This window comes from Mannheimia bovis (genome assembly GCF_014541205.1).
Taxonomy (GTDB): domain Bacteria; phylum Pseudomonadota; class Gammaproteobacteria; order Enterobacterales; family Pasteurellaceae; genus Mannheimia; species Mannheimia bovis.
The window spans coordinates 294,991-319,208 of sequence record NZ_CP061280.1 but is presented as its reverse complement, the minus strand read 5'-3'; the positions used below and the strand labels follow the sequence as shown (position 1 = coordinate 319,208).

22 protein-coding genes are annotated in these 24,218 nt (G+C 41.0%); 14 read left to right on the top strand and 8 right to left on the bottom strand.

The annotated features are described in order from the left end of the window. Positions 1 to 104: 104 nt before the first annotated feature. Together hslV and hslU are read left to right on the top strand one after the other, a co-directional pair. Positions 105 to 626, top strand: coding sequence for an ATP-dependent protease subunit HslV (gene hslV, locus ICJ55_RS01630; RefSeq protein ID WP_025235100.1), 522 nt, complete (start codon positions 105 to 107; stop codon positions 624 to 626). A 69-nt stretch (positions 627 to 695) separates the two neighbouring features. After that, entirely contained in the window at positions 696 to 2,018 is a 1,323-nt protein-coding gene (gene hslU / locus ICJ55_RS01625) for an HslU--HslV peptidase ATPase subunit (protein WP_188157056.1), read from the top strand. Positions 2,019 to 2,079: 61 nt separating this feature from the next. On the opposite strand, the gene ICJ55_RS01620 is transcribed toward hslU, so the two are convergent. Beyond that, positions 2,080 to 2,796 (bottom strand): arginine ABC transporter substrate-binding protein, encoded by a 717-nt coding sequence (locus tag ICJ55_RS01620; RefSeq protein ID WP_188157055.1) that lies wholly within the window; start codon positions 2,794 to 2,796, stop codon positions 2,080 to 2,082. A gap of 203 nt (positions 2,797 to 2,999) precedes the next feature. Between ICJ55_RS01620 and ICJ55_RS01615 the strand changes: the two genes are divergently transcribed. The 4 genes from ICJ55_RS01615 to ICJ55_RS01600 all read left to right on the top strand — a co-directional run bounded on the left by ICJ55_RS01615 (position 3,000) and on the right by ICJ55_RS01600 (position 6,943). Next, positions 3,000 to 3,791, top strand: a complete 792-nt coding sequence (locus ICJ55_RS01615; protein WP_188157054.1) for an ABC transporter ATP-binding protein — start codon at positions 3,000 to 3,002, stop codon at positions 3,789 to 3,791. A gap of 8 nt (positions 3,792 to 3,799) precedes the next feature. Further along, positions 3,800 to 4,966 carry an ABC transporter substrate-binding protein gene (locus ICJ55_RS01610; RefSeq protein ID WP_188157053.1) on the top strand — a complete coding sequence of 389 codons (1,167 nt, stop codon included), beginning with the start codon at positions 3,800 to 3,802 and terminating at the stop codon, positions 4,964 to 4,966. A gap of 17 nt (positions 4,967 to 4,983) precedes the next feature. Continuing rightward, positions 4,984 to 5,727 carry an ABC transporter permease gene (locus ICJ55_RS01605; protein WP_188157052.1) on the top strand — a complete coding sequence of 248 codons (744 nt, stop codon included), beginning with the start codon at positions 4,984 to 4,986 and terminating at the stop codon, positions 5,725 to 5,727. Positions 5,728 to 5,884: 157 nt separating this feature from the next. Then, complete coding sequence (locus ICJ55_RS01600) at positions 5,885 to 6,943, top strand: acyl-CoA dehydrogenase family protein (protein WP_188157051.1); 1,059 nt, start codon at positions 5,885 to 5,887, stop codon at positions 6,941 to 6,943. Between the two features lie 116 nt (positions 6,944 to 7,059). Here the strand turns inward: ICJ55_RS01600 and ICJ55_RS01595 are convergent, their stop codons facing one another. The 3 genes from ICJ55_RS01595 to ICJ55_RS01585 all read right to left on the bottom strand — a co-directional run bounded on the left by ICJ55_RS01595 (position 7,060) and on the right by ICJ55_RS01585 (position 10,058). Beyond that, positions 7,060 to 7,605: a carboxymuconolactone decarboxylase family protein gene (locus tag ICJ55_RS01595; protein WP_188157050.1), complete on the bottom strand. Its 546-nt coding sequence runs from the start codon at positions 7,603 to 7,605 to the stop codon at positions 7,060 to 7,062. Positions 7,606 to 7,757: 152 nt separating this feature from the next. Continuing rightward, positions 7,758 to 9,269 (bottom strand): glycerol kinase GlpK, encoded by a 1,512-nt coding sequence (gene glpK / locus ICJ55_RS01590; RefSeq protein WP_188157049.1) that lies wholly within the window; start codon positions 9,267 to 9,269, stop codon positions 7,758 to 7,760. Between the two features lie 3 nt (positions 9,270 to 9,272). Continuing rightward, the gene (locus ICJ55_RS01585; protein ID WP_188157048.1) at positions 9,273 to 10,058 is read right to left on the bottom strand and encodes an MIP/aquaporin family protein; all 786 of its coding nucleotides are present in this window, start codon (positions 10,056 to 10,058) and stop codon (positions 9,273 to 9,275) included. A 195-nt stretch (positions 10,059 to 10,253) separates the two neighbouring features. Here ICJ55_RS01585 and ICJ55_RS01580 point away from each other — a divergent pair, with 195 nt between their 5' ends. Further along, complete coding sequence (locus ICJ55_RS01580) at positions 10,254 to 10,619, top strand: CrcB family protein (RefSeq protein WP_188157047.1); 366 nt, start codon at positions 10,254 to 10,256, stop codon at positions 10,617 to 10,619. A 59-nt stretch (positions 10,620 to 10,678) separates the two neighbouring features. Here ICJ55_RS01580 and ICJ55_RS01575 read toward each other — a convergent pair whose 3' ends face one another. After that, positions 10,679 to 12,001, bottom strand: a complete 1,323-nt coding sequence (locus ICJ55_RS01575) for an anaerobic C4-dicarboxylate transporter (RefSeq protein WP_188157046.1) — start codon at positions 11,999 to 12,001, stop codon at positions 10,679 to 10,681. Positions 12,002 to 12,142: 141 nt separating this feature from the next. On the opposite strand from ICJ55_RS01575, the gene dapF reads away from it, so the two are divergent. Continuing rightward, positions 12,143 to 12,967, top strand: a complete 825-nt coding sequence (dapF, locus tag ICJ55_RS01570; protein WP_188157045.1) for a diaminopimelate epimerase — start codon at positions 12,143 to 12,145, stop codon at positions 12,965 to 12,967. A gap of 36 nt (positions 12,968 to 13,003) precedes the next feature. Here the strand turns inward: dapF and ICJ55_RS01565 are convergent, their stop codons facing one another. Then, positions 13,004 to 13,543, bottom strand: a complete 540-nt coding sequence (locus ICJ55_RS01565; protein ID WP_188157044.1) for an RBBP9/YdeN family alpha/beta hydrolase — start codon at positions 13,541 to 13,543, stop codon at positions 13,004 to 13,006. A 78-nt stretch (positions 13,544 to 13,621) separates the two neighbouring features. Here ICJ55_RS01565 and ICJ55_RS01560 point away from each other — a divergent pair, with 78 nt between their 5' ends. Continuing rightward, on the top strand, positions 13,622 to 13,945 hold the full coding sequence (locus tag ICJ55_RS01560; RefSeq protein ID WP_025235118.1) for a DMT family transporter: 324 nt from the start codon (positions 13,622 to 13,624) through the stop codon (positions 13,943 to 13,945). A 56-nt stretch (positions 13,946 to 14,001) separates the two neighbouring features. Here the strand turns inward: ICJ55_RS01560 and xylB are convergent, their stop codons facing one another. Then, entirely contained in the window at positions 14,002 to 15,447 is a 1,446-nt protein-coding gene (xylB, locus tag ICJ55_RS01555) for a xylulokinase (RefSeq protein WP_188157043.1), read from the bottom strand. Between the two features lie 73 nt (positions 15,448 to 15,520). Next, complete coding sequence (gene xylA / locus ICJ55_RS01550; protein WP_188157042.1) at positions 15,521 to 16,840, bottom strand: xylose isomerase; 1,320 nt, start codon at positions 16,838 to 16,840, stop codon at positions 15,521 to 15,523. A 245-nt stretch (positions 16,841 to 17,085) separates the two neighbouring features. Between xylA and xylF the strand changes: the two genes are divergently transcribed. The 5 genes from xylF to ICJ55_RS01525 all read left to right on the top strand — a co-directional run bounded on the left by xylF (position 17,086) and on the right by ICJ55_RS01525 (position 24,215). Further along, positions 17,086 to 18,087, top strand: a complete 1,002-nt coding sequence (gene xylF / locus ICJ55_RS01545; RefSeq protein WP_188157041.1) for a D-xylose ABC transporter substrate-binding protein — start codon at positions 17,086 to 17,088, stop codon at positions 18,085 to 18,087. 62 nt (positions 18,088 to 18,149) lie between these two features. Then, complete coding sequence (gene xylG, locus ICJ55_RS01540) at positions 18,150 to 19,664, top strand: D-xylose ABC transporter ATP-binding protein (RefSeq protein WP_188157040.1); 1,515 nt, start codon at positions 18,150 to 18,152, stop codon at positions 19,662 to 19,664. 3 nt (positions 19,665 to 19,667) lie between these two features. Beyond that, positions 19,668 to 20,795 (top strand): sugar ABC transporter permease, encoded by a 1,128-nt coding sequence (locus tag ICJ55_RS01535; RefSeq protein WP_188157039.1) that lies wholly within the window; start codon positions 19,668 to 19,670, stop codon positions 20,793 to 20,795. 260 nt (positions 20,796 to 21,055) lie between these two features. After that, the gene (locus ICJ55_RS01530; RefSeq protein WP_188157038.1) at positions 21,056 to 22,504 is read left to right on the top strand and encodes an MFS transporter; all 1,449 of its coding nucleotides are present in this window, start codon (positions 21,056 to 21,058) and stop codon (positions 22,502 to 22,504) included. Between the two features lie 22 nt (positions 22,505 to 22,526). Beyond that, a complete protein-coding gene (locus ICJ55_RS01525; RefSeq protein WP_188157037.1) occupies positions 22,527 to 24,215 on the top strand; it encodes a glycoside hydrolase family 43 protein in 1,689 nt (562 codons plus the stop codon). The last annotated feature ends 3 nt before the right edge of the window (positions 24,216 to 24,218 follow it).

Sequence of the window (24,218 nt, the reverse complement as noted above, 5' to 3'; positions counted from 1 at the left end):
AAGCCATTTTTTTGCAAAAAATTCAGTAAAAACGACCGCTTGTAATTGAAATGCAGAGAATGAGCCCCATATAAGCGAAAGTTTTCTAAAAAGAAGGATTTAAAATGACAACAATTGTATGTGTGCGAAAAGACGGAAAAGTGGCTATCGGTGGCGATGGTCAGGCAACACTTGGCAACTGCATTGAAAAAGGCACAGTGCGTAAAGTTCGCCGTTTATATAAAGACAAAGTGGTAACAGGCTTTGCCGGTTCAACGGCTGATGCCTTTATTCTACGTGATTTATTCGAGAAAAAATTAGAATTACATCAAGGGCATTTGGTGAAATCGGCGGTGGAATTGGCGAAAGAGTGGCGTACCGAACGTGCTTTACGCCGTTTAGAAGCAATGATGATCGTAGCAAATGAAAGTGAGTTCCTGCTGGTTTCAGGTTCAGGTGATGTGATTGAGCCGGAACAAGATGTACTGGCAATCGGCTCAGGCGGAAACTATGCCAAAGCCGCCGCTCTCGCACTACTTCGCACCGAAAATAACCTCTCTGCGAAAGAGATCGTTGCCGAATCGTTAAAAATCGCCGGCGATATTGATATTTACAGTAATCATAACCACGTGATTGAAGAAGTTTAAATTTTACTCCCCTCTTTAGCTACCCCTCTTTTCTAAAGAGGGGAACTACGTAATAAAGGAACAAAATATATGTCAATGACCCCTCGTGAAATCGTCTCAGAATTAGACGCTCATATTATCGGACAAAAAGATGCAAAACGTGCGGTAGCAATCGCCTTGCGTAACCGCTGGAGAAGAATGCAGTTGCCGGAAGATCTTCGCCAAGAAGTAACTCCAAAAAACATTTTAATGATAGGTCCAACCGGTGTGGGTAAAACCGAAATCGCCCGCCGTTTGGCAAAACTGGCAAATGCTCCGTTCATTAAAGTGGAAGCGACGAAATTTACCGAGGTCGGCTACGTAGGTAAAGAAGTGGATTCAATTATCCGTGATTTGGCAGACGTTTCGATGAAATTGGTTCGCCAACAAGCGGTAGAAAAAAACAAAATGCGTGCTCAAGATGCGGCGGAAGATCGCATTTTAGATGTGTTATTGCCACCGGCAAAAGATCAATGGGGCAATGTGCAGGAATCGGACAATAGCTCAACCCGCCAAGTTTTCCGCAAAAAATTGCGTGAAGGTCAGCTAGATGACAAAGAGATTGAAATCGATGTTGCCGCTCAGGTGAGCGTAGAAATTATGACGCCACCGGGAATGGAAGAGATGACCTCGCAGCTGCAATCGCTCTTTGAGGGAATGTCGCCAAACAAAACCAAAAAACGCAAAATGAAAATTAAAGATGCGTTAAAAGTGATGTTAGATGAAGAAGCCGCTAAATTAGTCAATCCTGAAGAGCTAAAACAGCAAGCGATTGAGGCGGTGGAACAGCACGGTATTGTGTTTATTGATGAGATTGACAAGATTTGCAAAAAAGGCGAACACTCTGGCGGCGATGTTTCTCGTGAAGGCGTGCAGCGTGATTTACTGCCGATTATTGAAGGTTCAACCGTAAACACTAAACACGGTATGGTGAAAACCGACCACATTCTGTTTATCTGCTCAGGGGCGTTCCAAGTAGCTCGACCGTCTGATTTACTGCCTGAATTGCAAGGTCGTTTACCAATTCGTGTGGAGTTAAAATCGTTAACTAAAGAAGATTTCGAGCGAATTTTAACCGAGCCGAACGCCTCATTAACATTGCAATATCGTGAGTTAATGAAAACCGAAGGCGTTGAAATTGAGTTTACTAAAGAAGGTATCAGCCGCATTGCGGAAAGTGCTTTCCGTGTGAACGAGAAAACCGAAAACATCGGTGCAAGACGTTTACATACTGTGCTTGAACGCTTAATGGACGGCATCTCTTTCGATGCAAGCGAACGTCGTGGTGAGAAAATCGTGATTGACGAAAACTACGTTTCTGAAGCGTTAAATGATGTGGTAGAAAACGAAGATCTGAGTCGTTTTATTCTTTAATTTGAAATGAAACAAGCGGTCAAAATCTGCAAAAAATTTGCGAATTTTGACCGCTTGAATTTTATTTACCGCTCATCCATTTATCATAGATTTTTTGGTATTCGCCATTCTCTTTAATGGTTTTTAACGCTGCGTTGAATTGATCAACCAATGCTTGGTTTTTGATATTGGTTGCAATGCCTAAACCATTACCAAAGTAGTTTTGGTTGTCAATTTTCTCGCCAACAAAATCAAGTTCTTGGTGCTTTTTGATCATCTCTGCTAATACAGGCACATCACCAAAGATCGCATCAATTCTCCCATTTTCAACATCTAAAATCGCACTTTGGTAAGAAGCGTAAGATTTTGAGTTGTACTCTTTTTTCTCTTTTGCTAAGTAGTTCTGGTAAGTTGTGCCATTTTGCACGCCAATGGTTTTTAGATTAGCAAAATCCGTGCCTTTTTTCGCAATGAACGCAGCTGAACTTGGAAAATACGGGTCGCTGAATAGCACCTGTTTTTTACGTGCTTCGGTAATGCCCATACCTGAAATTGCCGCATCAAATTGTTTCTGTTTTAAACCTTGAATTAAGCCGTCAAACGGTTGGCTGTGGAAAGTACAGTTTGCGTTGATCTCTTTACAGATTGCATTAGCAATATCCACATCAAAACCGATAATTTCACCTTTCTCATTCGTCATTTCAAACGGTGGGTAACTTGGTTCCATCGCAAATTTAATATCCGTTGCCTGAGCGGTTAGGCTAAATCCGAATAACAGAGCTAAAAGTGTTTTTTTCATCGAAAGATCCTTATGTATTTAGAAAAAAGGCATTTTAACGTACTTATTGCTCAAAAGCAGTTTTTTACTCAACAAGTGGTTAGAAAAGGCAAAAAATTTACGTTTTTATAACAAATCGTTCTAACTACAAATGACTAGTTCTTTTCTATTCCGCTAAAAATAAGCTACTTTTAGCGAAAATTAAATATGAAGAAGAGGGATTTATGAGCCTTATTATTACTGATCTTTCTCTTGGTTATGAGAAAAACGGGCAAACTAAAACCATTTTGCAAGAGGTCAATTTTGAGGTCGATAACGGTACACTTACCTCAATTTTAGGTCCGAGTGGTGTGGGGAAATCATCATTACTGCGTGTGATTGCCGGTTTAGATAAACCACTAAGTGGTAACGTGGCATTGTTTGGGGAGCAAATCAACCAGCCACACCCTGATGTCGGTTTTGTGTTTCAATCAGCTACATTATTGCCTTGGCTTTCGGTCAGAAATAATGTGGCATTTGGGCTGGATTTTAAATGCCGCACGCCACTTTCAAAAGCAGACATTCAAAAGCGGGTAGAAGAAGCATTGGAAGAAGTTGGCTTAAGCCACGCTATTGATGCGATGCCGCACGAACTTTCAGGTGGTATGGCTCAGCGGGTGAATTTAGCTCGAGCCTTAGCCCGCCAGCCGAAAGTGATTTTGTTAGATGAGCCGTTCTCTGCTCTTGATGAAGTCATTCGTAGCCAAATGCAAACCTTATTGCACGATATTGTTCGCCACCATAATGCGGCGGCAATTATGGTAACGCACGACATTGATGAGGCATTATTAGTTTCTGATGATGTGTTATTACTTGGCGGCACGCCAGCTCATATTGCTGGAAAATGGCATTTATCTGATCCCTTCCCTCGTACCGATTTGCTTAGTTTAAACCATATTCGAGTGGATATTTTACAATCTCTCAAGTGGGCTCAGCAGAAAAATCAGCCAGAACCAGTAATTGATTTTGTGATTTAGGGGGATTTATGGATCAACAACGTCGAGATTTTATGAAACTGCTTAGCCTGTTTTCGGTTGCTGGCAGCTTTCCTTTACTACAAGCCTGCGAGCAAGTGCAAAAAACAGCAGAAAATCGACCGCTTGTGATTGGCTATTTGCCGATTACCGATGCAACCCCTTTGCTTGTTGCTCACGCCAAAGGCTTATTTGAAAAGCACGGTGTGCAGGTGGAAAAGCCGGTGATGTTCCGTAGTTGGGCTCAGTTGGTGGAAGCCTTTTTAAGCGGCAACGTGAATGTAGTGCATCTGCTTTCGCCAATGAGTTTATGGGCGAAATATGGAGCAAATGCCCCAGTGAAAGCGGTGATGTGGAACCATTTAGCCGGTTCAGCTCTCACCGTTCGCCCTGAAATTAATAGCGTTGCGGAGTTATCGGGCAAAACGGTAGCAATTCCGTTTTGGTATTCGATCCACAACATCGTATTGCAGCGTTTATTGCGTGAAAATGGCTTGAAAGTAACTGAAAAAGAGCCGAAAAGTGGCGAAGTACGTTTAAGTGTAATGGCTCCTTCTGATATGGTGGCGGCACTGGCGAGCGAAGCTATTTCAGGTTTTATTGTGGCAGAACCTTTTAATGCTTTGGCGGAAGCCAAAGGGGTGGGTAAAGTGCTGCGTTTTAGTGGCGATGTGTGGAAAGATCACGCCTGTTGTTTAACGCTAATGCACGAATACGATATTCAAAACCGTCCGCAGTGGGTGCAAAAAGTGGTGAATGCATTAACGGAAGCCCAAGTTTATACACTAGCAAATCGTTCTGAGGTAGCAAAATTATTAGCTCGTGGCAGTGGCTACACACCGCACGATCAAAAAGTGTTGGAAAACGTATTAGCCCCAACGCAAGCACAGATGGATAAATATATTGAAAACGGGGCAATTATCAATCCGCAGTGGCATCAAGAGCGTATTGGCTTCCAGCCTTACCCGTTTAATTCTTATATGGAAGAGTTAGTGAAAATGCTCAAAGAAACGCACATTGCAGGCAATAATGCCTTTTTACAACCACTTGACCCTGTAGAAGCTGCAAAAGCCATTAATGAACCCAAATTTGTGCGAAGAGCGATTGAAGAAGGTGGTTGGATTGAAACTTTCAACTTACAAGCAGGTTGGACAAGAACCGAAGAAATCAGCGTATAAATAGATTAAGGAACAGTATGAAACAGAAGTATATTTACGGCTTAGCAGGTTTATTGCTACTGCTTTTAGGCTGGCAACTAGGCACAATATTATTAAGCCAAAGATTGCCGATGGCATCAATGTTAGCTCCGCTCAAAACGTGGGAAAGCTTTGGTTGGTTGATTTCTTCGGGCGAAATTTTTCCTCACTTATTGGCTAGTTTAAAACGAATTGTCGTGGGCTTGTCAGCAGCATTGCTAATTGGCGTTCCTGTGGGTTTATTACTCGGCTTTTCCCGCCGCTTGGAAATGCTTTGTACGCCGTCATTCCAGCTGTTGAGAATGATTTCTCCGCTTTCGTGGATGCCTATCATCGTAATGTTATTAGGCGTAGGTGATTTACCAATCTATTTCCTACTCGCTTTTGCAACCGTGTGGTCATTGATTATTTCTACCGCCTCAGGGGTAAAAAATATTGATCCACAATGGCTACAACTGGGTAAAGTAATGTCGGCTTCCCGCAAAGAATTATTGTGTAAAATCGTTGTGCCAGCTATTACAGGGCACGTTCTAACAGGCTTACGTGTGGCAGTGGGTATTGCGTGGGTAGTGCTTGTGCCGTGTGAAATGTTAGGCGTAAACGAAGGCTTAGGCTATTTCATTTTAGACACTCGCGATAGATTAGCCTATTCTGAATTAATGGCAGTAATTGTCATCATCGGCTTAATTGGCTGGGCATTGGATAGTTTAATTCGCTTAGCGTTAGCGAAAGGCGGAAAATAATTTCATCATTTACAAGCGGTTGTTTTTTGCAAAAAAATTGCAAAATATAACCGCTTGTTTATTCCAAAAAAGCATATTACTTTCCTTTCTTTTATTTCATCGCAATAAAAAAGCCTATTAAGATAGCCTTAATAACACATTATAAGAGGTAAACACAATGTCAGTACTTTCGACATCTTTTATTGAATGGCTGCAAGAAAACGCAGAGAGTTTAGATCAATCTAACCAGCACGCTGATTTGTTAATTCGCAAAATTGCGGCTGAAAATCTGTTCAAAATTGGGGTGCCGACAGAATTGGGGGGCAATGGCGGTAATTTAGTTGATGCGATTAAAGCGATTTCTGAGCTGGGTAATCACTCATTAGCGGCGGCTTTTGTTTCGTGGGGGCATCGTACTTTTATTGAGCATATTATTGCTTCGAAAAATCCTATTCCTAGAGAAATCTATTTGGCAGATTTGCTGAGTGGCAATTTAACTGCCGGCACTGGGTTATCGAACGCGATGAAATTTCTGGCTGGCATCGAAGAGTTAAATGTCAAAATTAGTGAAGAAAACGGCAAACGTTATTTAAATGGTCGCCTGCCGTGGGTAACGAATTTACGTTCAGACCGCTTTGTAGCAAGTTTTGTGGCGGGTTTTGAAGATGAGCGTAAACCGATTGTGATCGCGATTCCTTCTACGGCTCAAGGTTTAACTCGCACCAAAGAATTGGAGTTTATGTCGTTACAAGGCACGAATACTACCGCTCTCATATTTGAAAATGTGGAATTACTAGATGAATGGATTCTGGCTGATAACGCTCCGGAGTTTTTAGCAGCAACTCGCCCTGCGTTCTTAGGTTTACAATTTGGTTTACCTTTTGGTTTAGTGGAAAAAAGTTTAGCGGAAATTGAAAAATCGCTCTCATTCCGAGCCATTCTAACTCCTGAATGGCAAACTCAAGTTGATGCTTTAAACGATATTAAAACTCGTCTATTTAATGGCTTAAATGACGAAGGCTATTTCGTTCGCCACCCGAAAGAGCTATTTCAAGCCAGAATTGATATTGTGAATGTGGTTGCACAAACCATTTTGTTAGAATTACAAGCCAGCGGTGGGCGTGGCTATTTGAAAAATGATACCTCAGGCTTCAGCCGCCGCTGGAAAGAAGCCGCATTCTTACCCGTTGTTACCCCAAGTGCGGTGCAGCTAAGAATGGTGCTGGCGAATTGTTAAGAAATAGAGAGGCAAATGTTTGCCTCTTTTTTATTTGCAAAAAATGAGATAAAAAGAACCGCTTGTAGATATAAAAAAGGACACATTGAAAGCGTCCTAATTTGATTTGATCCCTATTACGCAAAAGGCTGTAACTCTGGGTTAATTGGTGTTTCAGCAATGTTGTTCACATAATTACACAACGTTGCCAAACTCACACCTAAAATCACGTCAATTGCATTTTGTTGATTATAACCTGCAGCAAAAAACTCATTGAGTTGTGCTTCGGTCAATTTTGCTTTTTGTAGCATTACTGCAAGAGTGAAACGAGCTAAAGTGTCTAATTTATCATCAGAATCAATGCGAGAGGTTGCACGCAACGCATTTACGACTTCTTCAGGCATTTTTAACAATTTTAACGCGATTTTAGTATGACCTGCCACACAGAATCCACAACCGTTTACCACCGCAGCAGTAATTTGCACCACTTCACGTTCCTCAGCGGTTAAGCTGTTGCGACCGTTAATACCGCCTACCGTGCGGTAGGTTTCTAACGCAGTTGGGGCATTTGCTAACACGCCGATAAGATTTGGGATAAAGCCATTTGCTTGTTGTACCGCTTTTAATGCTTCTTGTGCGGCTTCCGGTGCAGATTCAATAGTGTGAATTTGAAATTTTGACATAATTATTCCTTATCAATTTATGGGTTGAATAGGCTAATCATAAATAAAACATTCTTCCACAACAAATCAAAATGACTATGTGATATAACTAAAAGATCTTAAAAGGGAGTATGGTTGCCGATACTCCCTTTCTGTTTAGTTTAAGTTGGAAATTACTCTTCAGCGTCTTCTTTTGCCCATTCTAATGAACGGCGAACCGCTTTTTTCCAGCCTTTATAGCGTTTAGCTCGTTTTTCTTGGTCGCCATCCGGTGTGAAGGTTCGCTCAATTTCTGCTTTATCTTTTAGCTCCTCCAAATCTTTCCAGAAACCAACTGCAATACCGGCAAGATAAGCTGCCCCTAATGCAGTCACTTCTTTTACTTTCGGACGTTCTACTTTGGTATCTAAAATATCCGCTTGGAATTGCATTAAGAAGTTGTTTGCTGTCGCACCGCCATCAACACGCAATGCTTGCAGTTTCGCTTTTGAATCAGACTGCATTGCTTCTAATACATCACGGGTTTGGTAAGCGATAGATTCCAATGTTGCACGCACAATATGATTGCGGTTTGCCCCACGGGTTAAACCGAAAATTGAGCCTCGTGCATAAGGATCCCAATATGGTGCACCTAAGCCTGTAAATGCCGGTACTACATATACGCCGTTAGAGCTGTCTTCTTTCGTCGCAAAATATTCGCTATCGAAACTGTCGTGAACAATTTTTAGCTCATCACGTAACCATTGAATGGAGGCTCCTGCAATAAAGACAGAACCTTCTAACGCATATTCAGGCTCGCCTTTCGCATTACAAGCAATGGTGGTTAATAAGCCGTTTTCGGACTGAATCGCAGTATTACCTGTGTGCATCAGCATAAAACAGCCTGTGCCGTAGGTATTTTTCGCTTGCCCTTCCTTAACACATAAATGACCATAAAGAGCCGCTTGTTGGTCGCCTGCGATACCTGCAATTGGAATACGTACACCACCTTGTCCGCCGATATTGGTTTTGCCGTAAATTTCAGAGGAATTTTTCACTTCCGGTAACATTGAGCGTGGAATATTCAGTAATTCCAGCATCTTATCGTCCCACTGCTTGGTGTGAATGTTAAATAACATCGTACGAGAAGCATTGGTGTAATCGGTAATATGAACACGTCCTTGAGTTAATTTCCACACCAGCCAAGTATCGACTGTGCCGAATAATAATTCGCCACGTTCGGCTTTTTCTCTTGCCCCTTCTACGTTGTCTAAAATCCATTTTACTTTCGTACCCGAGAAGTATGGATCGACAACCAAGCCTGTGGTTTTACGAATATACTCTTCGTGTCCGTCTGCTTTTAATTTATCGGTAATATCGGAGGTACGGCGGCATTGCCATACGATCGCATTATAAACTGGTTTACCGCTCTCTTTTTCCCACACAATGGTGGTTTCACGCTGGTTGGTAATACCAATTGCCGCAATACTATCAGGGCTAACACCTGCTTTAGCAACTACTTCATTTAACGTAGAACTTTGTGTTGCCCAAATTTCCATCGGGTTATGTTCTACCCAACCAGCTTGTGGATAAATTTGGGTAAATTCACGTTGTGCCACTTCAACAACATTGGCATTTTTATCTAGTAATACCGCACGGGAGCTTGTTGTGCCTTGATCAAGGGCGATGATATATTGTTTGTCCATAGATTACTCCTGAATATTTGCCGGAAGGTTTTTGTGAATAAGATTTTTATAGCCCCAAGCACCGAATAACGCACCGCAGATTGGAGCAACAATTGGAATAATGAAATAAGGGATTTCTTTGCCGCCGGTGAGTGCAATTTCGCCCCAACCTGCAAGGAAAGCAAAGAGTTTAGGTCCAAAATCACGAGCTGGGTTCATCGCAAAGCCTGTTAATGGACCGGTTGCACCACCAATCACAGCAATTAATAAACCGATGAGCAATGCCGCTAGAGCTTTATTTGGTAAGCCATTTTTATCATCACCAATCGCTAAAATGGTAGACATTAACACGGCAGTAATCACAAATTCCACAATAAATGCCGTTAATAATGTAATATTTGGGTTTGGATAAGTTGAGAACACACCGGCAAAACCAACAGTTTCACCACGTACAATCCCTTGAGCTGCTTCGGCTGCTGCAAAGAGATCGCTATACATAAAATAGATAAGTGCAACAGAGCAGAAAGCACCTGCTACTTGAGCGATGATATAGGGTAGAATTTTGTGTTTTTCAAAACCATAAAATGCAGCGAGTGCGATAGTTACAGCTGGGTTAAGGTGAGCACCGGAAATCCCGGCAGAAATATAAATTGCCATTGAGACCCCAATACCCCAAACAATTGCAATTTCCCATAAACCGAAACTTGCACCAGCAACTTGTGCAGCCGCTACGCAGCCGGCACCAAAGAAGAGAATGAAAGCTGTACCGATAAATTCACCGATACAAGCATTGCGTAAGGTTCTGTCCATAACGTTCCCCTTAAGAAGAAATGATTGAAAACCAATAAAGAAATGTTTGAAAATGAAAATATTTTCGAGCTGATATTGCCAAAACACCATTTTTTAAGCAAATGGGAAATTTTAAATTTGTGAAATCCATCACATTATTTTTTTAAATCAACTATTTCTAGGTATAATTTTACAAATCATTTTTTAGGGCAAAATATGTACTCAGTTTTTATACTTTCAACCGGTGCAGTACTTGGGGCATTGTCTCGTTGGCAATTAGGTGTGTGGGTTAATCCATTACTTAATCAGTTTGCATTAGGCACATTGTTAGCAAATTGGGCTGGTTGCTTTCTGATTGGTATTGCGATGGGGTTTAATTTAGGCGATAGCCAAAGATTATTATTTATTACAGGCTTTCTCGGCAGTTTCACCACCTTTTCAAGTTTTTCCGCAGAGTTAAGCGAGAAATTATTAGCGGAAAAATGGGGAGAATTTATCGCGGTATTAAGCCTGCATTTAGTGGGTGGCATTGTACTCACAATTTGTGGCATTTTGCTCACTCGTTGTCTTACAAGCGGTTAAATTTGCTGAAAAATTTGCAAATAAAAAACCTCCCAATCGGGAGGTTTTTCGTGGAACTTTTACAGTAACATATTCGATAGTAATAAACCGAAGCCGATACTGAAAATCATACTGAGTAAGCCCGGTAGCATAAAGCTATGGTTGAAAATAAACTTACCAATGCGAGTTGTACCCGTTGTATCAAAGTCGATTGAAGCAATAATCGGACCATAGTTCGGAATGAAGAAGTAGCCGTTTACGGCAACAAATACCCCGATTAATACCGGTGCAGGAATACCGATTGCAATCGCCACAGGGAATAGAGTTGCAACTGTTGCCCCTTGGCTATTTACTAATACAGAAAGTACGAATAGTGCGAATGCAAATGCCCAAGGTGCAGTTTCAACTAAGCCTGACACCATAGATTTTACTTCATCCATATGACCTTGCATTAAGGTATCGCCTAACCACGCAATACCGAAAATCGCAATTACCGCACGCATACCGGCGTGGAATACTGAGCCTTTGGTAATTTCATTGCCATCCGGCTTGCAGAGTAAAATGATTAATGCACCTACGCTTAACATTACGATTTCAATGGTGTGAGCCATACCCATCGGTTTGCCGTCAAACACTGGGCGAAGTGAAGGCATCGCACCCATTAAAACTACTAATAATGCACCGAATAAGAATAAGCCAACGGATAATTTTGCAGTTGGTTTTAACGGTAATTCGGTTGGGTTTGCGGTGATGTGGTTTGCTTTCACATACTCAGGATCTTGCAATAATTTTTGATAGTGTGGGTCGTCTTTCAACTCTTTACCCATTTTATTCACAAATACGCAAGCTAAACCTAAACCTAATAATGTTGAAGGAATGGTAACCATCAGCACATCGCCTAAGGTAATGCCTTGTGGTTCAAGGAATGCTACTACTGCGACGACTGCCGCTGCAATCGGGCTTGCCACAATTGCAAATTGTGAAGCGATTACTGCCATTGAAAGAGGACGCTCAGGGCGAATACCGTTATGGCGACTTACCTCAGCGATTACAGGTAATACAGAATAAGCAACGTGTCCTGTACCTGCAAGCACGGTAAATGTCCAAGTTACAAGTGGTGCGATAAAGGTAATGTGTTTTGGATTTTTACGCAAAATACGAGTGGCGATTTTGATCATATAATCTAAACCACCGGCAGCTTGCATTGCAGCTGCTGCTGCAACTACCGCCATAATCATAAACATTACATCAATTGGTAATCCTGCCGGCTTTAAGCCAAAGCCAAATGACAAAATGGCTAAACCTAAACCACCGAATACCCCTAATCCGATACCGCCAACGCGAGCACCAACCAAAATGCACAGTAATACTATGGCAAATTGGATAATAAACATAGCAGACATAATTTTTGCTCCTAGTAAGATTGTAAAAATACATTTTTGAAGAAATTAAATTCCTCAAATTCATTGAGATTTACTATATCAATAACTATTTTTAATCTCTATAATCTAAATCAATAAATGGTTTAATAATTAAGGAAAAATATGCAATTCTCAAAAATGCACGGTTTGGGCAATGATTTTATGGTAGTGGACGGTGTAACTCAAAATGTTTATTTAACGGAGGAGATGATTCGCACACTTTCTGATCGCCATCGTGGGGTTGGTTTTGATCAGCTTTTACTGGTTGAACCGCCTTACGACCCTGAATTAGATTTCCACTACCGCATTTTTAATGCAGATGGCAGTGAAGTTTCACAATGTGGAAATGGGGCAAGATGTTTTGCTCGCTTTGTAACGCTTAAAGGGCTTACCAATAAAAAAGATATTCACGTTAGTACTGCCAAAGGCAAAATGGTGTTAAGCCTGCAAGATGACGACAAAGTACGAGTAAATATGGGAGAGCCGATTTGGGAACCTGCACAAATTCCGTTTACGGCGAATAAATTCGAGAAAAACTATATTTTACGCACAGATTTACAAACGGTATTGTGCGGGGTAGTGTCGATGGGCAATCCGCATTGTGTATTGCAAGTAGATGATGTGAAAACTGCCCCTGTAAATGAACTTGGTCCTTTGCTTGAAAGCCACGAACGCTTCCCTGAACGAGCAAATATCAGCTTTATGCAAGTGGTGAATCGCAATCACGTCAAATTACGGGTATATGAGCGTGGAGCAGGCGAAACCCAAGCCTGTGGCAGTGGGGCGTGCGGCACGGTGGCGGTCGGTATTATGCAAGGTTTGTTGGATAACAAAGTGCAAGTCGATCTACCCGGTGGCTCGCTGATTATTGAATGGCAAGGCGTAGGGCATCCTCTTTATATGACAGGCGATGCAACGCATATTTATGATGGATTTATCAAGCTGTAATTATTATCGGGAGGGTTAAGCCCTCCCATTTTTTCATTAAATTAACTTCTTCACCAACTCCAATACCACAGGCAATTCGGTTACACCCTCTCTATCCAAGAAATGTCCACCCTGATTTAGGCGAATATAGTCCGCTTGCAAATGTTGAGCGAGAGCATCGCTGTATTTATGATTAACGATTTCATCGTCTAACGCACTCACCACATAGCTTGGAAAATGCGATACGCTCGGTAAAATCGCATAATAATTGGTAAAGGCAGACAGTTCGGGTAAATTTTCTACGGGTTGATAGAACCCTGACACAAACACCGCCCCTTTAATTTTGGCGTAATTTTTCGCTAAAAAATTCAAAATGGCGATACAACCTAAACTATGCCCGACAAAAATGGTTTGATCGTTAAGCTCCACATTTTGTGCAAGATGATTTAACCAACCATCTAATGATGGATTTTCCGAGTTAGGCATATTCAGCCGCTCGCAACTTACCCCAAGCTCGGTTAATTGCTGCTCCAACCAAGGAAACCAATGCTTATCGGCATTTGCCGTATAGCCGTGTACGATATAAACCTGTGCCATTACATACCTCCTAATTGACTAAAAAGATTGTAGCAAAAAATGCTAAAATAGCCACATATACTACTTATAAGGAACTCAATGAACGTTTGGATTTTGTTAGCGATTTCAATTTGTTTGGAAATTGCCGCCACTAACTTATTAAAATTAAGCAACGGTTTTACCAAAGCCGTACCAACCATTAGCTCGCTGGCACTTTATGGCTTATCGTTTTACTTTCTCTCAATTATTTTCCGCACCTTACCGGTGGGCATTGTTTATGCGGTTTGGTCTGGTGTAGGAATTGTACTTACTGCCATTGTTGCGTATTTCGCATTCGGGCAGAAAATAGACTTGGCAGGCTTGGTTGGTATTGCGTTGATTTTAGCTGGTGTATTGGTGATTAATTTATTTTCGAAGGTGTGATTACAAGCGGTCATTTTTCTGCAAAATTTTGCGAGAAAATGACCGCTTGTTAGTCTTTATAAACCCTTCAACCGCTGATAAATCTCCGCAAATTTTTTGCGTTTTTCTTGATATTCCGCATAACGAGCCGGGTTTGGCTGATAAACCTGTTCTAACGGTAGCGGCTGGCAGAACTCGGCAATATCTTGGTTTGGATTTAATGCAATTTGAGCCAGTTTTGCAGCTCCTAAAGCCGGACCAACATCGCCACCTGTGCGGTATTCAAAGGTTTTACCGCTAATATCGGCAAGCAGTTGTCGCCAGTAGGCACTTTTTGCTCCACCACCAATTAAGGCGATATTTTCCGCTTTTATCCCTGTTTCGTGAAGTACATCAATCCCTTCCGCCAAAGCAAAACTCACGCTTTCAATCACGGCTTTTGCCATCGTAACTTGGTTATCGTTATGACTTAAACCCCAGAATACGCCTTTGGCGTAAGGGTCATTATGCGGTGTGCGTTCACCTGATAAATAAGGCAAGAAAATCGCATCAGAAGCAGTTCGGTTTGCTTCAACTTGTTGGAATAAGGTTGGCACATCTTTAACGCCAAGCGATTTTGCCGCCCAATCGACCGAAGATGCCGCACTTAAAATCACCGACATCAAATGCCAGCGATCCGGTAAGGCGTGGCAGAAACTGTGAACCGCTTTTTGTGGATTAGCGTGGAATTTATCGCTCACCACAAAATAAACACCTGAAGTACCGAGTGAGAGCATTGCCTGCCCTGTTTGGTATAAGCCAATACCGATTGCACCGGCGGCATTATCGCCACCACCTGCTACAATTGGCACGGATTTCATTTTCCACTGTTCGGCAAGCGTTGGGCGTAAATAGCCTGTGATTTGATTGCCTTCAAATAGTGTTGGCATATTTTCAATATCTAATCCGCAAGCATTCAGCAGAGAGGTGTTCCAATCCCGCTTGCCTACATCTAGCCACATAGTGCCGGATGCATCCGACATGTCCGAGGCATATTCACCTGTCATTAAGAGCCTTAAATAATCTTTCGGCAACAACACTTTACTCACTTTTTCCGCTACATTTGGTAAGTGTTTATTCACCCAACGCAATTTTGGGGCGGTAAAGCCCGGCATCATTAAGTTTCCGGTAATTTCACGGCTATCAGGCACTAGTTTTTCCAGCTCTTCACATTCAGCAAAACTGCGACCATCGTTCCATAAAATAGCCGGGGAAAGCACATTATCTGCGTTGTCTAGTAAGGTTGCTCCGTGCATTTGCCCTGTCAAACCAATAGCTTTTACGCCACTTAAATCGTGTTTCGAGGCGAGTTCAAGCATTGCTTCATTAGTGGCATTCCACCAATCTTGTGGGTTTTGTTCAGACCACAATGGCTGTGGGCGAGAAATAGGGAGAGGCTTTTGGGTAATTGCAACAATGTGTTGGGTTTCACCCAGTAGAACGACTTTAACCCCAGAAGTACCAAGATCAATTCCAATGTACATAAATACTCCTTAATTTAAAAACAAGCGGTCATTTTTCTGCAAAATTTTGCGAAAAAACGACCGCTTGTCAGAATTAACGATAAATATAGCTATTCACTAAATTTTCTAAATATTCTTGCTGACCTGAAACAGGTTTTGGATCTAAGCCTTGGGTTTCTACAATTCTAGCAAGATCTTCAAGGCTTGCTTTGCCTGTTAAGATTTGCTGACCTAGTTCTTGGTTCCAACCTGCGTAGCGGTTATCCACTACTTTTTGTAACGCTTGGTCTTCAATCATTTTCGCTGCACGTTTTAGTGATAATGCTAACACGTCCATTGCACCGATATGGGCGTGGAATAAATCATACGGGTCAGTACTTTGGCGGCGGATTTTCGCATCAAAGTTGAAACCGCCTGTAGTAAACCCACCAGCTTTTAAGATTTCATACATCACAAGGGTATTTTCTTCCACACTGTTCGGGAATTGGTCGGTATCCCAGCCTAATTGCGGGTCGCCACGGTTTGCATCGATAGAACCAAAGATGCCTAATGCTGTTGCAGTTGCAATTTCGTGTTGGAATGTATGCCCTGCAAGGGTAGCGTGATTGGCTTCAATGTTCATTTTAATTTCATTTTCTAAACCAAACTGTTTTAAGAAACCATAAACGGTTGCGACATCGTAGTCGTATTGGTGTTTAGTTGGCTCTTGTGGTTTTGGCTCAATTAATAGTGTGCCTTTAAAGCCAATTTTATGTTTATGTTCTACCACTAATTGCATAAAGCGACCGATTTGTTCGCGCTCACGTTTGAGATCGGTATTCAGTAAAGTCTCATAACCTTCACGACCGCCCCATAACACATAGTTTTCGCCACCTAAGCGTTGAGTTGCGTTCATTGCGGTGAAGACTTGTGCGGCTGCCCAAGCAAACACTTCCGGATTTGGGTTGGTTGATGCACCAGACATATAGCGAGGGTTAGTAAAGCAGTTTGCTGTTCCCCAGAGCAATTTCACGCCGGTTTCTGCTTGTTTTTTCTCTAAAATATCGACAATGGTATTGAAATTATGAAGATATTCTTTGAAATTATTGCCTTCAGGGGCGATATCCACATCGTGGAAACAGTAATAAGGTACGCCTAATTTTTGGAAAAACTCAAAAGCAATTTCCGCCTTTTGTTTAGCACCTTGCAGTAAATCACCGGTTTTTTGCCAGCTTCTGTCAAGCGAACCTACACCGAACATATCATTCCCTGTCCAGCAGAATGTGTGCCAATAGCAAACTGCTAAACGCAGATGTTCTGCCATTGTTTTTCCTAAAATCACTTCATTTGGATTGTAATGCTTGAATGCAAACGGATTGGTTGAGTTTGCCCCTTCGTATTGTACTTTTGAGATTTTGTCGAAATAGTTAGACATAACAATGCTCCTATGTATTGGAAAAATGATGTTTCGGCGACATCATCGGAGAATTATCAAAACCATTCAATTACGATATTTCGTTTTTTAATTTCGATTATTGGTTAATGTGGCGTAGATCACAAAAGTGAAAAATCGTAATAGTGTTGAGAAATATGATAATTGAACTTCATTTGAAATCAGAACAGACTTTGGGCGAGTGAGAACCGGCTCGAACATCATTTTTACAACCAATGAGGTGAACTATGAAACTCAAATCCAAATTATTAGCAGTTGCTGCCGCTACTTTAATGGCATTTAGCCACTCTGCAATTGCCAAAGATCTGAAAATCGGTATGTCAATTGATGATTTACGTTTAGAAAGATGGCAAAAAGATAGAGATATTTTTGTGAATAAAGCGGAAGCCTTAGGTGCAAAAGTGTTTGTGCAATCCGCAAACGGTGATGCGACTGCTCAAATTTCTCAAATTGAGAATATGTTGAATAAAGATATTGATGTGTTAGTGATTATTCCGTTTAACGGCGAAGTATTATCAAACGTGATTGTGGAAGCGAAAAAAGAAGGCGTGAAAGTACTTGCTTATGACCGTTTAATTAATAATGCCGATATTGATTTTTATGTTTCATTCGATAATGAAAAAGTGGGTGAGCTACAAGCACAAAGCATTATCGAGCAAAAACCGGAAGGGAATTATTTTTTAATGGGTGGTTCACCTGTGGATAACAACGCAAAATTATTCCGCCAAGGGCAAATGAAAGTGTTACAACCCCACATTGACAGCGGCAAAATCAAAGTAGTAGGTGATCAATGGGTTGATTCTTGGTTAGCTGAGAAAGCACTGCAAATTATGGAAAATGCTTTAACTGCAAATAAAAACAATATTGATGCAGTAGTGGCTTCAAACGATGCAACCGCAGGCGGTGCAATCCAAGCATTAAGTGCTCAAGGCTTATCAGGAAAAGTGGCAATTTCTGGTCAAGATGCTGACTTAGCAGCAATTAAACGAATCATTGCCGGTACACAAACGATGACGGTATATAAGCCAATTACTAACCTTGCAGATAAAGCGGCGGAAATTGCAGTAGCACTGGGTAAGGAAGAAAAAGTTGAAAGCAATGCGAAATTAAATAACGGTAGCAAAGAGGTTGAGGCTTACTTATTAGAGCCTGTGGTAGTAACCAAAGAAAATATTGATGACACTGTAATTAAAGACGGCTTCCACACAAAAGATGCAGTATATAAATAAATCACTTTAATTTATCGAGATGGCGAGGCTTACTCGCCATTTTTTGAAAATAGGGGCTAAGTATGGCGAAATTATTAGAAATGAAGAACATCACCAAAAAATTTGGTGAAGTTGTCGCATTAAATAATATTTCAATCTCCCTTGAAACCGGTGAAATACTTTCTTTGTGTGGCGAAAACGGCTCAGGTAAATCAACCTTGATGAAAGTATTATGTGGCATTTATCCCGCTGGTGAGTATGAAGGAGAAATCTATTTTTCCGGCGAAAAACTGATTGCCAAAAATATTAAAGATACCGAAGAAAAAGGCATTTCCATTATTCACCAAGAATTGACCTTAGTAAAAAATATGTCAATTTTGGAGAATATGTTTTTAGGCAACGAAATTACTAATGCAGGTATTACTAATGACAACGAAATGTACCTGCGTTGTAAAACCTTGCTTGAACAAGTTCAGCTCGATGTTGATCCGAATACCAAAGTGGGCGAATTAGGCTTAGGGCAACAACAATTGGTCGAAATTGCTAAGGCTTTGAACAAACAGGTGCGTTTATTAATTTTGGACGAACCAACAGCCTCTCTTACTGAAAAAGAAACCGATATTCTGCTTAATTTAATTAAAGACCTAAAAGCCCATAACATTGCTTGCGTTTATATTTCTCACAAGTTAAACGAAGTCAAAGCCATTTCTGACAAAATCTGTGTAATTCGTGATGGAGAGCATATTGGTACGCGTTCGGCAATCGGTATGAGTGAAGATGACATTATCACAATGATGGTAGGGCGTGAGATTACCTCGCTTTATCCACACGAACCACACGAAATTGGCGAAGAAATTCTGCGTGTTGAAAATATTACCGCTTGGCACCCAACTAATACGCATATCAAGCGGGTAGATAATGCTAATTTTGTGCTACATAAAGGCGAAATTTTAGGCGTGGCAGGTCTAGTCGGTTCAGGACGAACCGAAATGGCACAATGTATTTTTGGCTCTTATCAAGGCAAATATCAGGCAGATATTTATCTCAATAACCAAAAAATAAAAATCAAGAATTGTGCACAAGCTATTGAAAATCACATTGTAATGGTGCCGGAAGATCGTAAAAAACACGGCATTGTACCGATTATGGGAGTAGGCAAAAATATTACTCTCTCTGCATTGCCGCAATTTTGTTTTGGAAAAAAAGTGATAAATGAACCGCTTGAAGAGACCATTATCAACCAATCTATTGCCAAACTAAAAGTGAAAACTTCCTCACCTGAATTAGCCATTGGGCGGTTAAGTGGCGGTAATCAACAAAAAGCGATTTTAGCGAAATGTTTGCTACTCAACCCGAAAATCTTAATTTTAGACGAGCCAACACGGGGTATTGATGTGGGGGCAAAATATGAAATTTATAAACTCATCAATCAATTAGCTCAAGAAGGAATGGCGATTATTGTGATCTCTTCCGAATTGCCAGAAGTATTAGGCATTAGCGACCGAGTGTTAGTAATGCACGAAGGCAAAATCAAAGCAAACCTCATCAACCAAAATTTAACCCAAGAAAAAGTGATGGAAGCGGCACTCAAGGAGTAATCTATGAATAAGTTAAAATCCATTAATTTACAAGTTTATATTATGCTGATTGCAATCATCGTAATTATGAGCTTTTTCTCTATTGCAACTGACGGTGCTTATTTAAGTGCCAGAAATATTTCTAACCTGCTACGCCAAACTTCCATTACAGGTATTCTTGCCATTGGTATGGTATTTGTGATTATTTCTGCTGAAATCGATTTATCGGTCGGCTCACTAATGGGTTTACTTGGCGGTTTTGCTGCGATCAGTAATGTCTGGTGGGGCTGGCCTTTGTCGCTAACCATTGTAGTTACGCTGATTTTAGGTTTAATGATTGGTGCCTGGAACGGCTGGTGGGTGGCTTATCAAAAAGTACCATCTTTTATTGTAACCCTTGCAGGTATGTTGGCGTTTCGTGGCATCTTAGTCGGTATCACTAACGGTACAACGGTTTCGCCTATCAGCGAAGAGATGACAACTATCGGTCAAGGCTACTTGCCGGATATGGTCGGTATGATTTTAGGCACTATCGGTATTTTCTGCTTTATTGCTTGGGGCAGCTATCAACGTAAAGCCAGACAGAAACTCAATTTAACTGTGCCATCTATGCCGAAAGATACGCTTAAATATGGCATTGTAGCGATGATTGTATTGGGGGCAATTTATCTGCTTAATGATTATCGAGGCGTACCATTCCCGGTATTGGTATTAGTAGTATTAGCAATTGCAGGCACATTCCTAGCTCGCAAAACTGCCTTTGGTCGCCACGTTTATGCGATTGGTGGCAATATTGATGCCGCACGTCTCTCTGGTATTGCAGTTGAAAAAATCAAACTTTCCATTTTCGCATTAAACGGATTATTAGTCGCCATTGCAGGTTTGATTTTAAGCTCTCGACTTGGTGCAGGTGCTCCATCAGCAGGGCAAAATGCTGAGCTTGATGCCATTGCCGCTTGTGTGATTGGTGGAGCAAGTTTAGCCGGTGGTGTCGGTACAATTTACGGTGTTGTTATCGGTGCATTTATCATCGCCTTACTGGATAACGGAATGAGTATGCTTGATGTACCAACTTTCTGGCAATATATCGTAAAAGGGGCAATTTTACTGCTTGCGGTTTGGGTGGATATCATCAGCAAGAAAAAAGCCTAAGACTTAAAGTTACAAGCGGTTGAATTTGTAAAATTTTTTGCAATTTATTCTTAAAAAATAACCGCTTGCATTAAGCATTTTTCATAAAGCACTGCTATTTTTAATGGTGGTGCTTTTTTATTTTTAGTTGAATTTTCTCATTTTGTGATATGGTTCACAAAAGTGAAAAAACGTAATGCAATGAAAAATTATCATAATTGAGAGCTTAATTTATTTACTCGAAAATACAAGCACTTAATCCATAAAATAAGGAGTTCGTGATGAACGCAATAAAAAGTAAAGCTGATGAGTTTGCAAAACTCAGTACGTTTGAACGTATCGCTTATGGTAGTGGCGACTTAGCCCAAAATTTAGTTTTTGGTACTGTTGGTGGTTTCTTACTCACCTACTTAACTACCGTAAATGGTATTTCTGCCGCAGCCGGTGCGACTATTTTCTTAATTGTGAAATGGGGAAATGTGTTTTGGGATCCGTTAGTCGGTGCGTTTATTGATAAAAGTAAACCAACCGCACAAGGTAAATATCGCCCTTATTTGCTGAAATTTGGTATTCCGTTGGTTATTTTAGCATCATTACTATTTTTACCGATTGAATCGGTACGAGGCTCAGTGATTTATGCTTTCCTCTCTTATTTTGCGACAGCGATGGTCTATTCTTTCGTAAATATTCCTTATGGTTCACTTTCTGCATCTTTAACTCGTGATACCGAAGAAATTGCGAAATTAACCACCACCCGAATGACGATGGCAAATATCGCTAACTTGTTTGTTTACACGCTTTTCCCGCTTTTTGTACAGCTACTTGCACCACACACAGAGTTAAAAAATACCGGTTTCTTCGGCATTGAACTCTATTTAGGCGATTATATGTCTGCTGCCGCAGGACTGGCTTGGTTTAAAGTCTATGCCATTTATATGGTTGTTGGATTTGCTGCATTGATGTTCTCTTACTTTGGCGTTAAAGAGCGAATTATTCCAAGTGCGGAAGAAACTGAAAATGTGAAATATTCAGACTTAATCAATGAGTTAAAACGTAACCGTCCGTTACAAATTTTAGGTATGTTCTTCTTAATCGGTTTTACCTTTATGTTCTTTGGTAATACGGTTTGGCCTTTCTACCTAAAATATAATATCGGACATTCCGAGTGGATTGCTTCAGTGGGGTTATTAGGTTCTATCCCGGGTATTTTCTTAGTTTTCTTATGGCCGAAATTACGCCGCACCATCGGTAAAAAGAATTTCTTCTATCTGTTTTTAGGGATTTTCGTGCTAGGGCAACTTTGTTTATGGGTATGGCAATTTGACGCCTTCAAAGATTCGCCAACTCTGGGGTATATCGGTCGTTTTTTACAACAATGGGGTTTAACTTCTGCTACCGGTTTTATGTGGGCATTAGTACCGGAGGTTGTAACCTTTGGCGAATTTAAATCGAAAAAACGTGTGGCAGGTATCATCAACGCATTAATGGGCTTGTTCTTTAAAATCGGTTTAGCGTTAGGCGGTATTATTCCGGGCTATATCAATGCAGTTTATGGCTTTAATGGTTCACTTGTGGCTCAGACGGAAGATGCTTTATTTGGTATCAATCTTTCAATGATTTGGGCTCCGATTGTGTTAGCCATCGTGGCAGGATTTGTGATGAGCCGTTATCCGTTAAGTGATACCGATATTGATCACATCAATGAAAAAATTACCGCATATTCCAAATAATTTGAGTGTAGGAGAATAGATTATGCAAATTCAAAATCCAATTTTACCCGGCTTTAACCCAGATCCGTCTATTGTGCGTGTGGGGAATACTTATTACATTGCAACCTCAACATTTGAGTGGTTCCCTGGTGTGAGAATTCACGAATCAAAAGATTTGGTACATTGGAATTTAGTAAAAAATGTCTTAGATACAACTACGTTGTTAGATATGCGAGGCAATCCATCTTCAGGTGGGATATGGGCTCCCGATCTCTCTTATGCTGACGGTCAATTTTGGTTGGTTTACACGGATGTAAAAATTACCGATGGTGCATTTAAGGATATGACGAACTATCTGACAACCGCAAAAGATATTCAAGGACCTTGGTCAGACCCGATTAAATTAAACGGTGTTGGCTTTGATGCTTCGTTATTCCACGATGATGACGGCAGAAAATATTTGGTGCAACAAACTTGGGATCACCGTGAATATCGCCACCCGTTTGATGGCATTACGCTGACCGAATTTGATGTTGCAACGATGAAACTCAAGCCGGAAACCCAGCGTACTATTTTTGAAGGCACAGAAGTGAAATTAGTTGAAGGACCACATATTTATAAAATTAATGGAGAATATTATCTCTTCGCTGCAGAGGGAGGAACAGTATTTACACATCAAGAAGTGGTTGCTCGTTCTAAAACCCTTGAGGCTCATTCGTTTGAATTAGCACCGAACACACCGTTTATTACCAATTTTGATACACCTAACTCTTACTTACAAAAACAGGGGCACGGTTCATTAGTTGATACGCCAAGTGGTGAATGGTATTACGCTTCACTCACGGCAAGACCTTGGAATCACCCAACGGAATCAGCAACTGACCCTCGTGGTTGGTCTACATTAGGACGTGAAACGTCCATTCAAAAAGTAGAGTTTGATCAAGACGGCTGGCCTTATATTGTAGGCGGGCACGGTGGTAGAACATTTGTAGAAGCACCGAAAGATGCGATTTTTACCGAAGCTCCGGCAGATCATTCTCAACACGATGAATTTGATAGCCCAACGTTGGATATCAACTGGAACACGTTGAGAGTACCTTTTAGTAAAGAGATGGGCGAAACAGGCAAGGGCGTTTTAAAATTGGTTGGTCGAGGTTCTCTTGCGAATACGCACGATCTGTCATTAATCGCTCGCCGCTGGCAAGCCTTCTATTTTGATGTGGAAACTAAAGTGAAATTTACCCCGTTTTCTTATCAATCAATGGCAGGTTTAACCAACTACTACAATCACTCACATTGGTCTTGGATTTTCATCACTAAAAATGATCAAGGTCAGCAGGTAATTGAAGTAGCAGAAAATAAAGGTGGACTTAGAAACGGGCAATATACTTCTTACCTGAAAGACAAAGCGATTGTCATTCCTGACGGAACGGAGTATGTTTGGTTTAAAACTAAAGTACGTAAAGAAACTTACAGCTACGAATATTCATTTGATGGTAAACAATGGCACGCTATTCCGGTTGAATTAGATGCTGCGGTTCTCTCAGATGATTATGTGTTACGCAGTTATGGTGGCTTCTTCACAGGGGCTTTTGTCGGGCTTGCAGCAGTTGATTATTCAGGCTATGACTCTACTGCAGAATTTAGTTATTTTGACTATAAGGAGCTGGGCGATAAACAGCTTGATGATGGTTCTTTCTCTTGGGAACGTTCTGAAAGCCGTTTCGGCTGATAT

Bases quoted from the DNA above. Each gene is read 5' to 3' on its own strand.
- ICJ55_RS01620 (WP_188157055.1), bottom strand. From the start codon at position 2,796: ATGAAAAAAACACTTTTAGCTCTGTTATTCGGATTTAGCCTAACCGCT.
- ICJ55_RS01535 (WP_188157039.1), top strand. From the start codon at position 19,668: ATGAATAAGTTAAAATCCATTAATTTACAAGTTTATATTATGCTGATT.
- ICJ55_RS01595 (WP_188157050.1), bottom strand. From the start codon at position 7,605: ATGTCAAAATTTCAAATTCACACTATTGAATCTGCACCGGAAGCCGCA.
- ICJ55_RS01610 (WP_188157053.1), top strand. From the start codon at position 3,800: ATGGATCAACAACGTCGAGATTTTATGAAACTGCTTAGCCTGTTTTCG.
- hslU (WP_188157056.1), top strand. From the start codon at position 696: ATGTCAATGACCCCTCGTGAAATCGTCTCAGAATTAGACGCTCATATT.
- ICJ55_RS01525 (WP_188157037.1), top strand. From the start codon at position 22,527: ATGCAAATTCAAAATCCAATTTTACCCGGCTTTAACCCAGATCCGTCT.
- ICJ55_RS01560 (WP_025235118.1), top strand. From the start codon at position 13,622: ATGAACGTTTGGATTTTGTTAGCGATTTCAATTTGTTTGGAAATTGCC.
- ICJ55_RS01615 (WP_188157054.1), top strand. From the start codon at position 3,000: ATGAGCCTTATTATTACTGATCTTTCTCTTGGTTATGAGAAAAACGGG.
- xylB (WP_188157043.1), bottom strand. From the start codon at position 15,447: ATGTACATTGGAATTGATCTTGGTACTTCTGGGGTTAAAGTCGTTCTA.
- ICJ55_RS01600 (WP_188157051.1), top strand. From the start codon at position 5,885: ATGTCAGTACTTTCGACATCTTTTATTGAATGGCTGCAAGAAAACGCA.
- ICJ55_RS01575 (WP_188157046.1), bottom strand. From the start codon at position 12,001: ATGTCTGCTATGTTTATTATCCAATTTGCCATAGTATTACTGTGCATT.
- ICJ55_RS01580 (WP_188157047.1), top strand. From the start codon at position 10,254: ATGTACTCAGTTTTTATACTTTCAACCGGTGCAGTACTTGGGGCATTG.
- xylF (WP_188157041.1), top strand. From the start codon at position 17,086: ATGAAACTCAAATCCAAATTATTAGCAGTTGCTGCCGCTACTTTAATG.
- ICJ55_RS01565 (WP_188157044.1), bottom strand. From the start codon at position 13,543: ATGGCACAGGTTTATATCGTACACGGCTATACGGCAAATGCCGATAAG.
- xylA (WP_188157042.1), bottom strand. From the start codon at position 16,840: ATGTCTAACTATTTCGACAAAATCTCAAAAGTACAATACGAAGGGGCA.
- hslV (WP_025235100.1), top strand. From the start codon at position 105: ATGACAACAATTGTATGTGTGCGAAAAGACGGAAAAGTGGCTATCGGT.
- xylG (WP_188157040.1), top strand. From the start codon at position 18,150: ATGGCGAAATTATTAGAAATGAAGAACATCACCAAAAAATTTGGTGAA.
- glpK (WP_188157049.1), bottom strand. From the start codon at position 9,269: ATGGACAAACAATATATCATCGCCCTTGATCAAGGCACAACAAGCTCC.
- ICJ55_RS01585 (WP_188157048.1), bottom strand. From the start codon at position 10,058: ATGGACAGAACCTTACGCAATGCTTGTATCGGTGAATTTATCGGTACA.
- dapF (WP_188157045.1), top strand. From the start codon at position 12,143: ATGCAATTCTCAAAAATGCACGGTTTGGGCAATGATTTTATGGTAGTG.
- ICJ55_RS01605 (WP_188157052.1), top strand. From the start codon at position 4,984: ATGAAACAGAAGTATATTTACGGCTTAGCAGGTTTATTGCTACTGCTT.
- ICJ55_RS01530 (WP_188157038.1), top strand. From the start codon at position 21,056: ATGAACGCAATAAAAAGTAAAGCTGATGAGTTTGCAAAACTCAGTACG.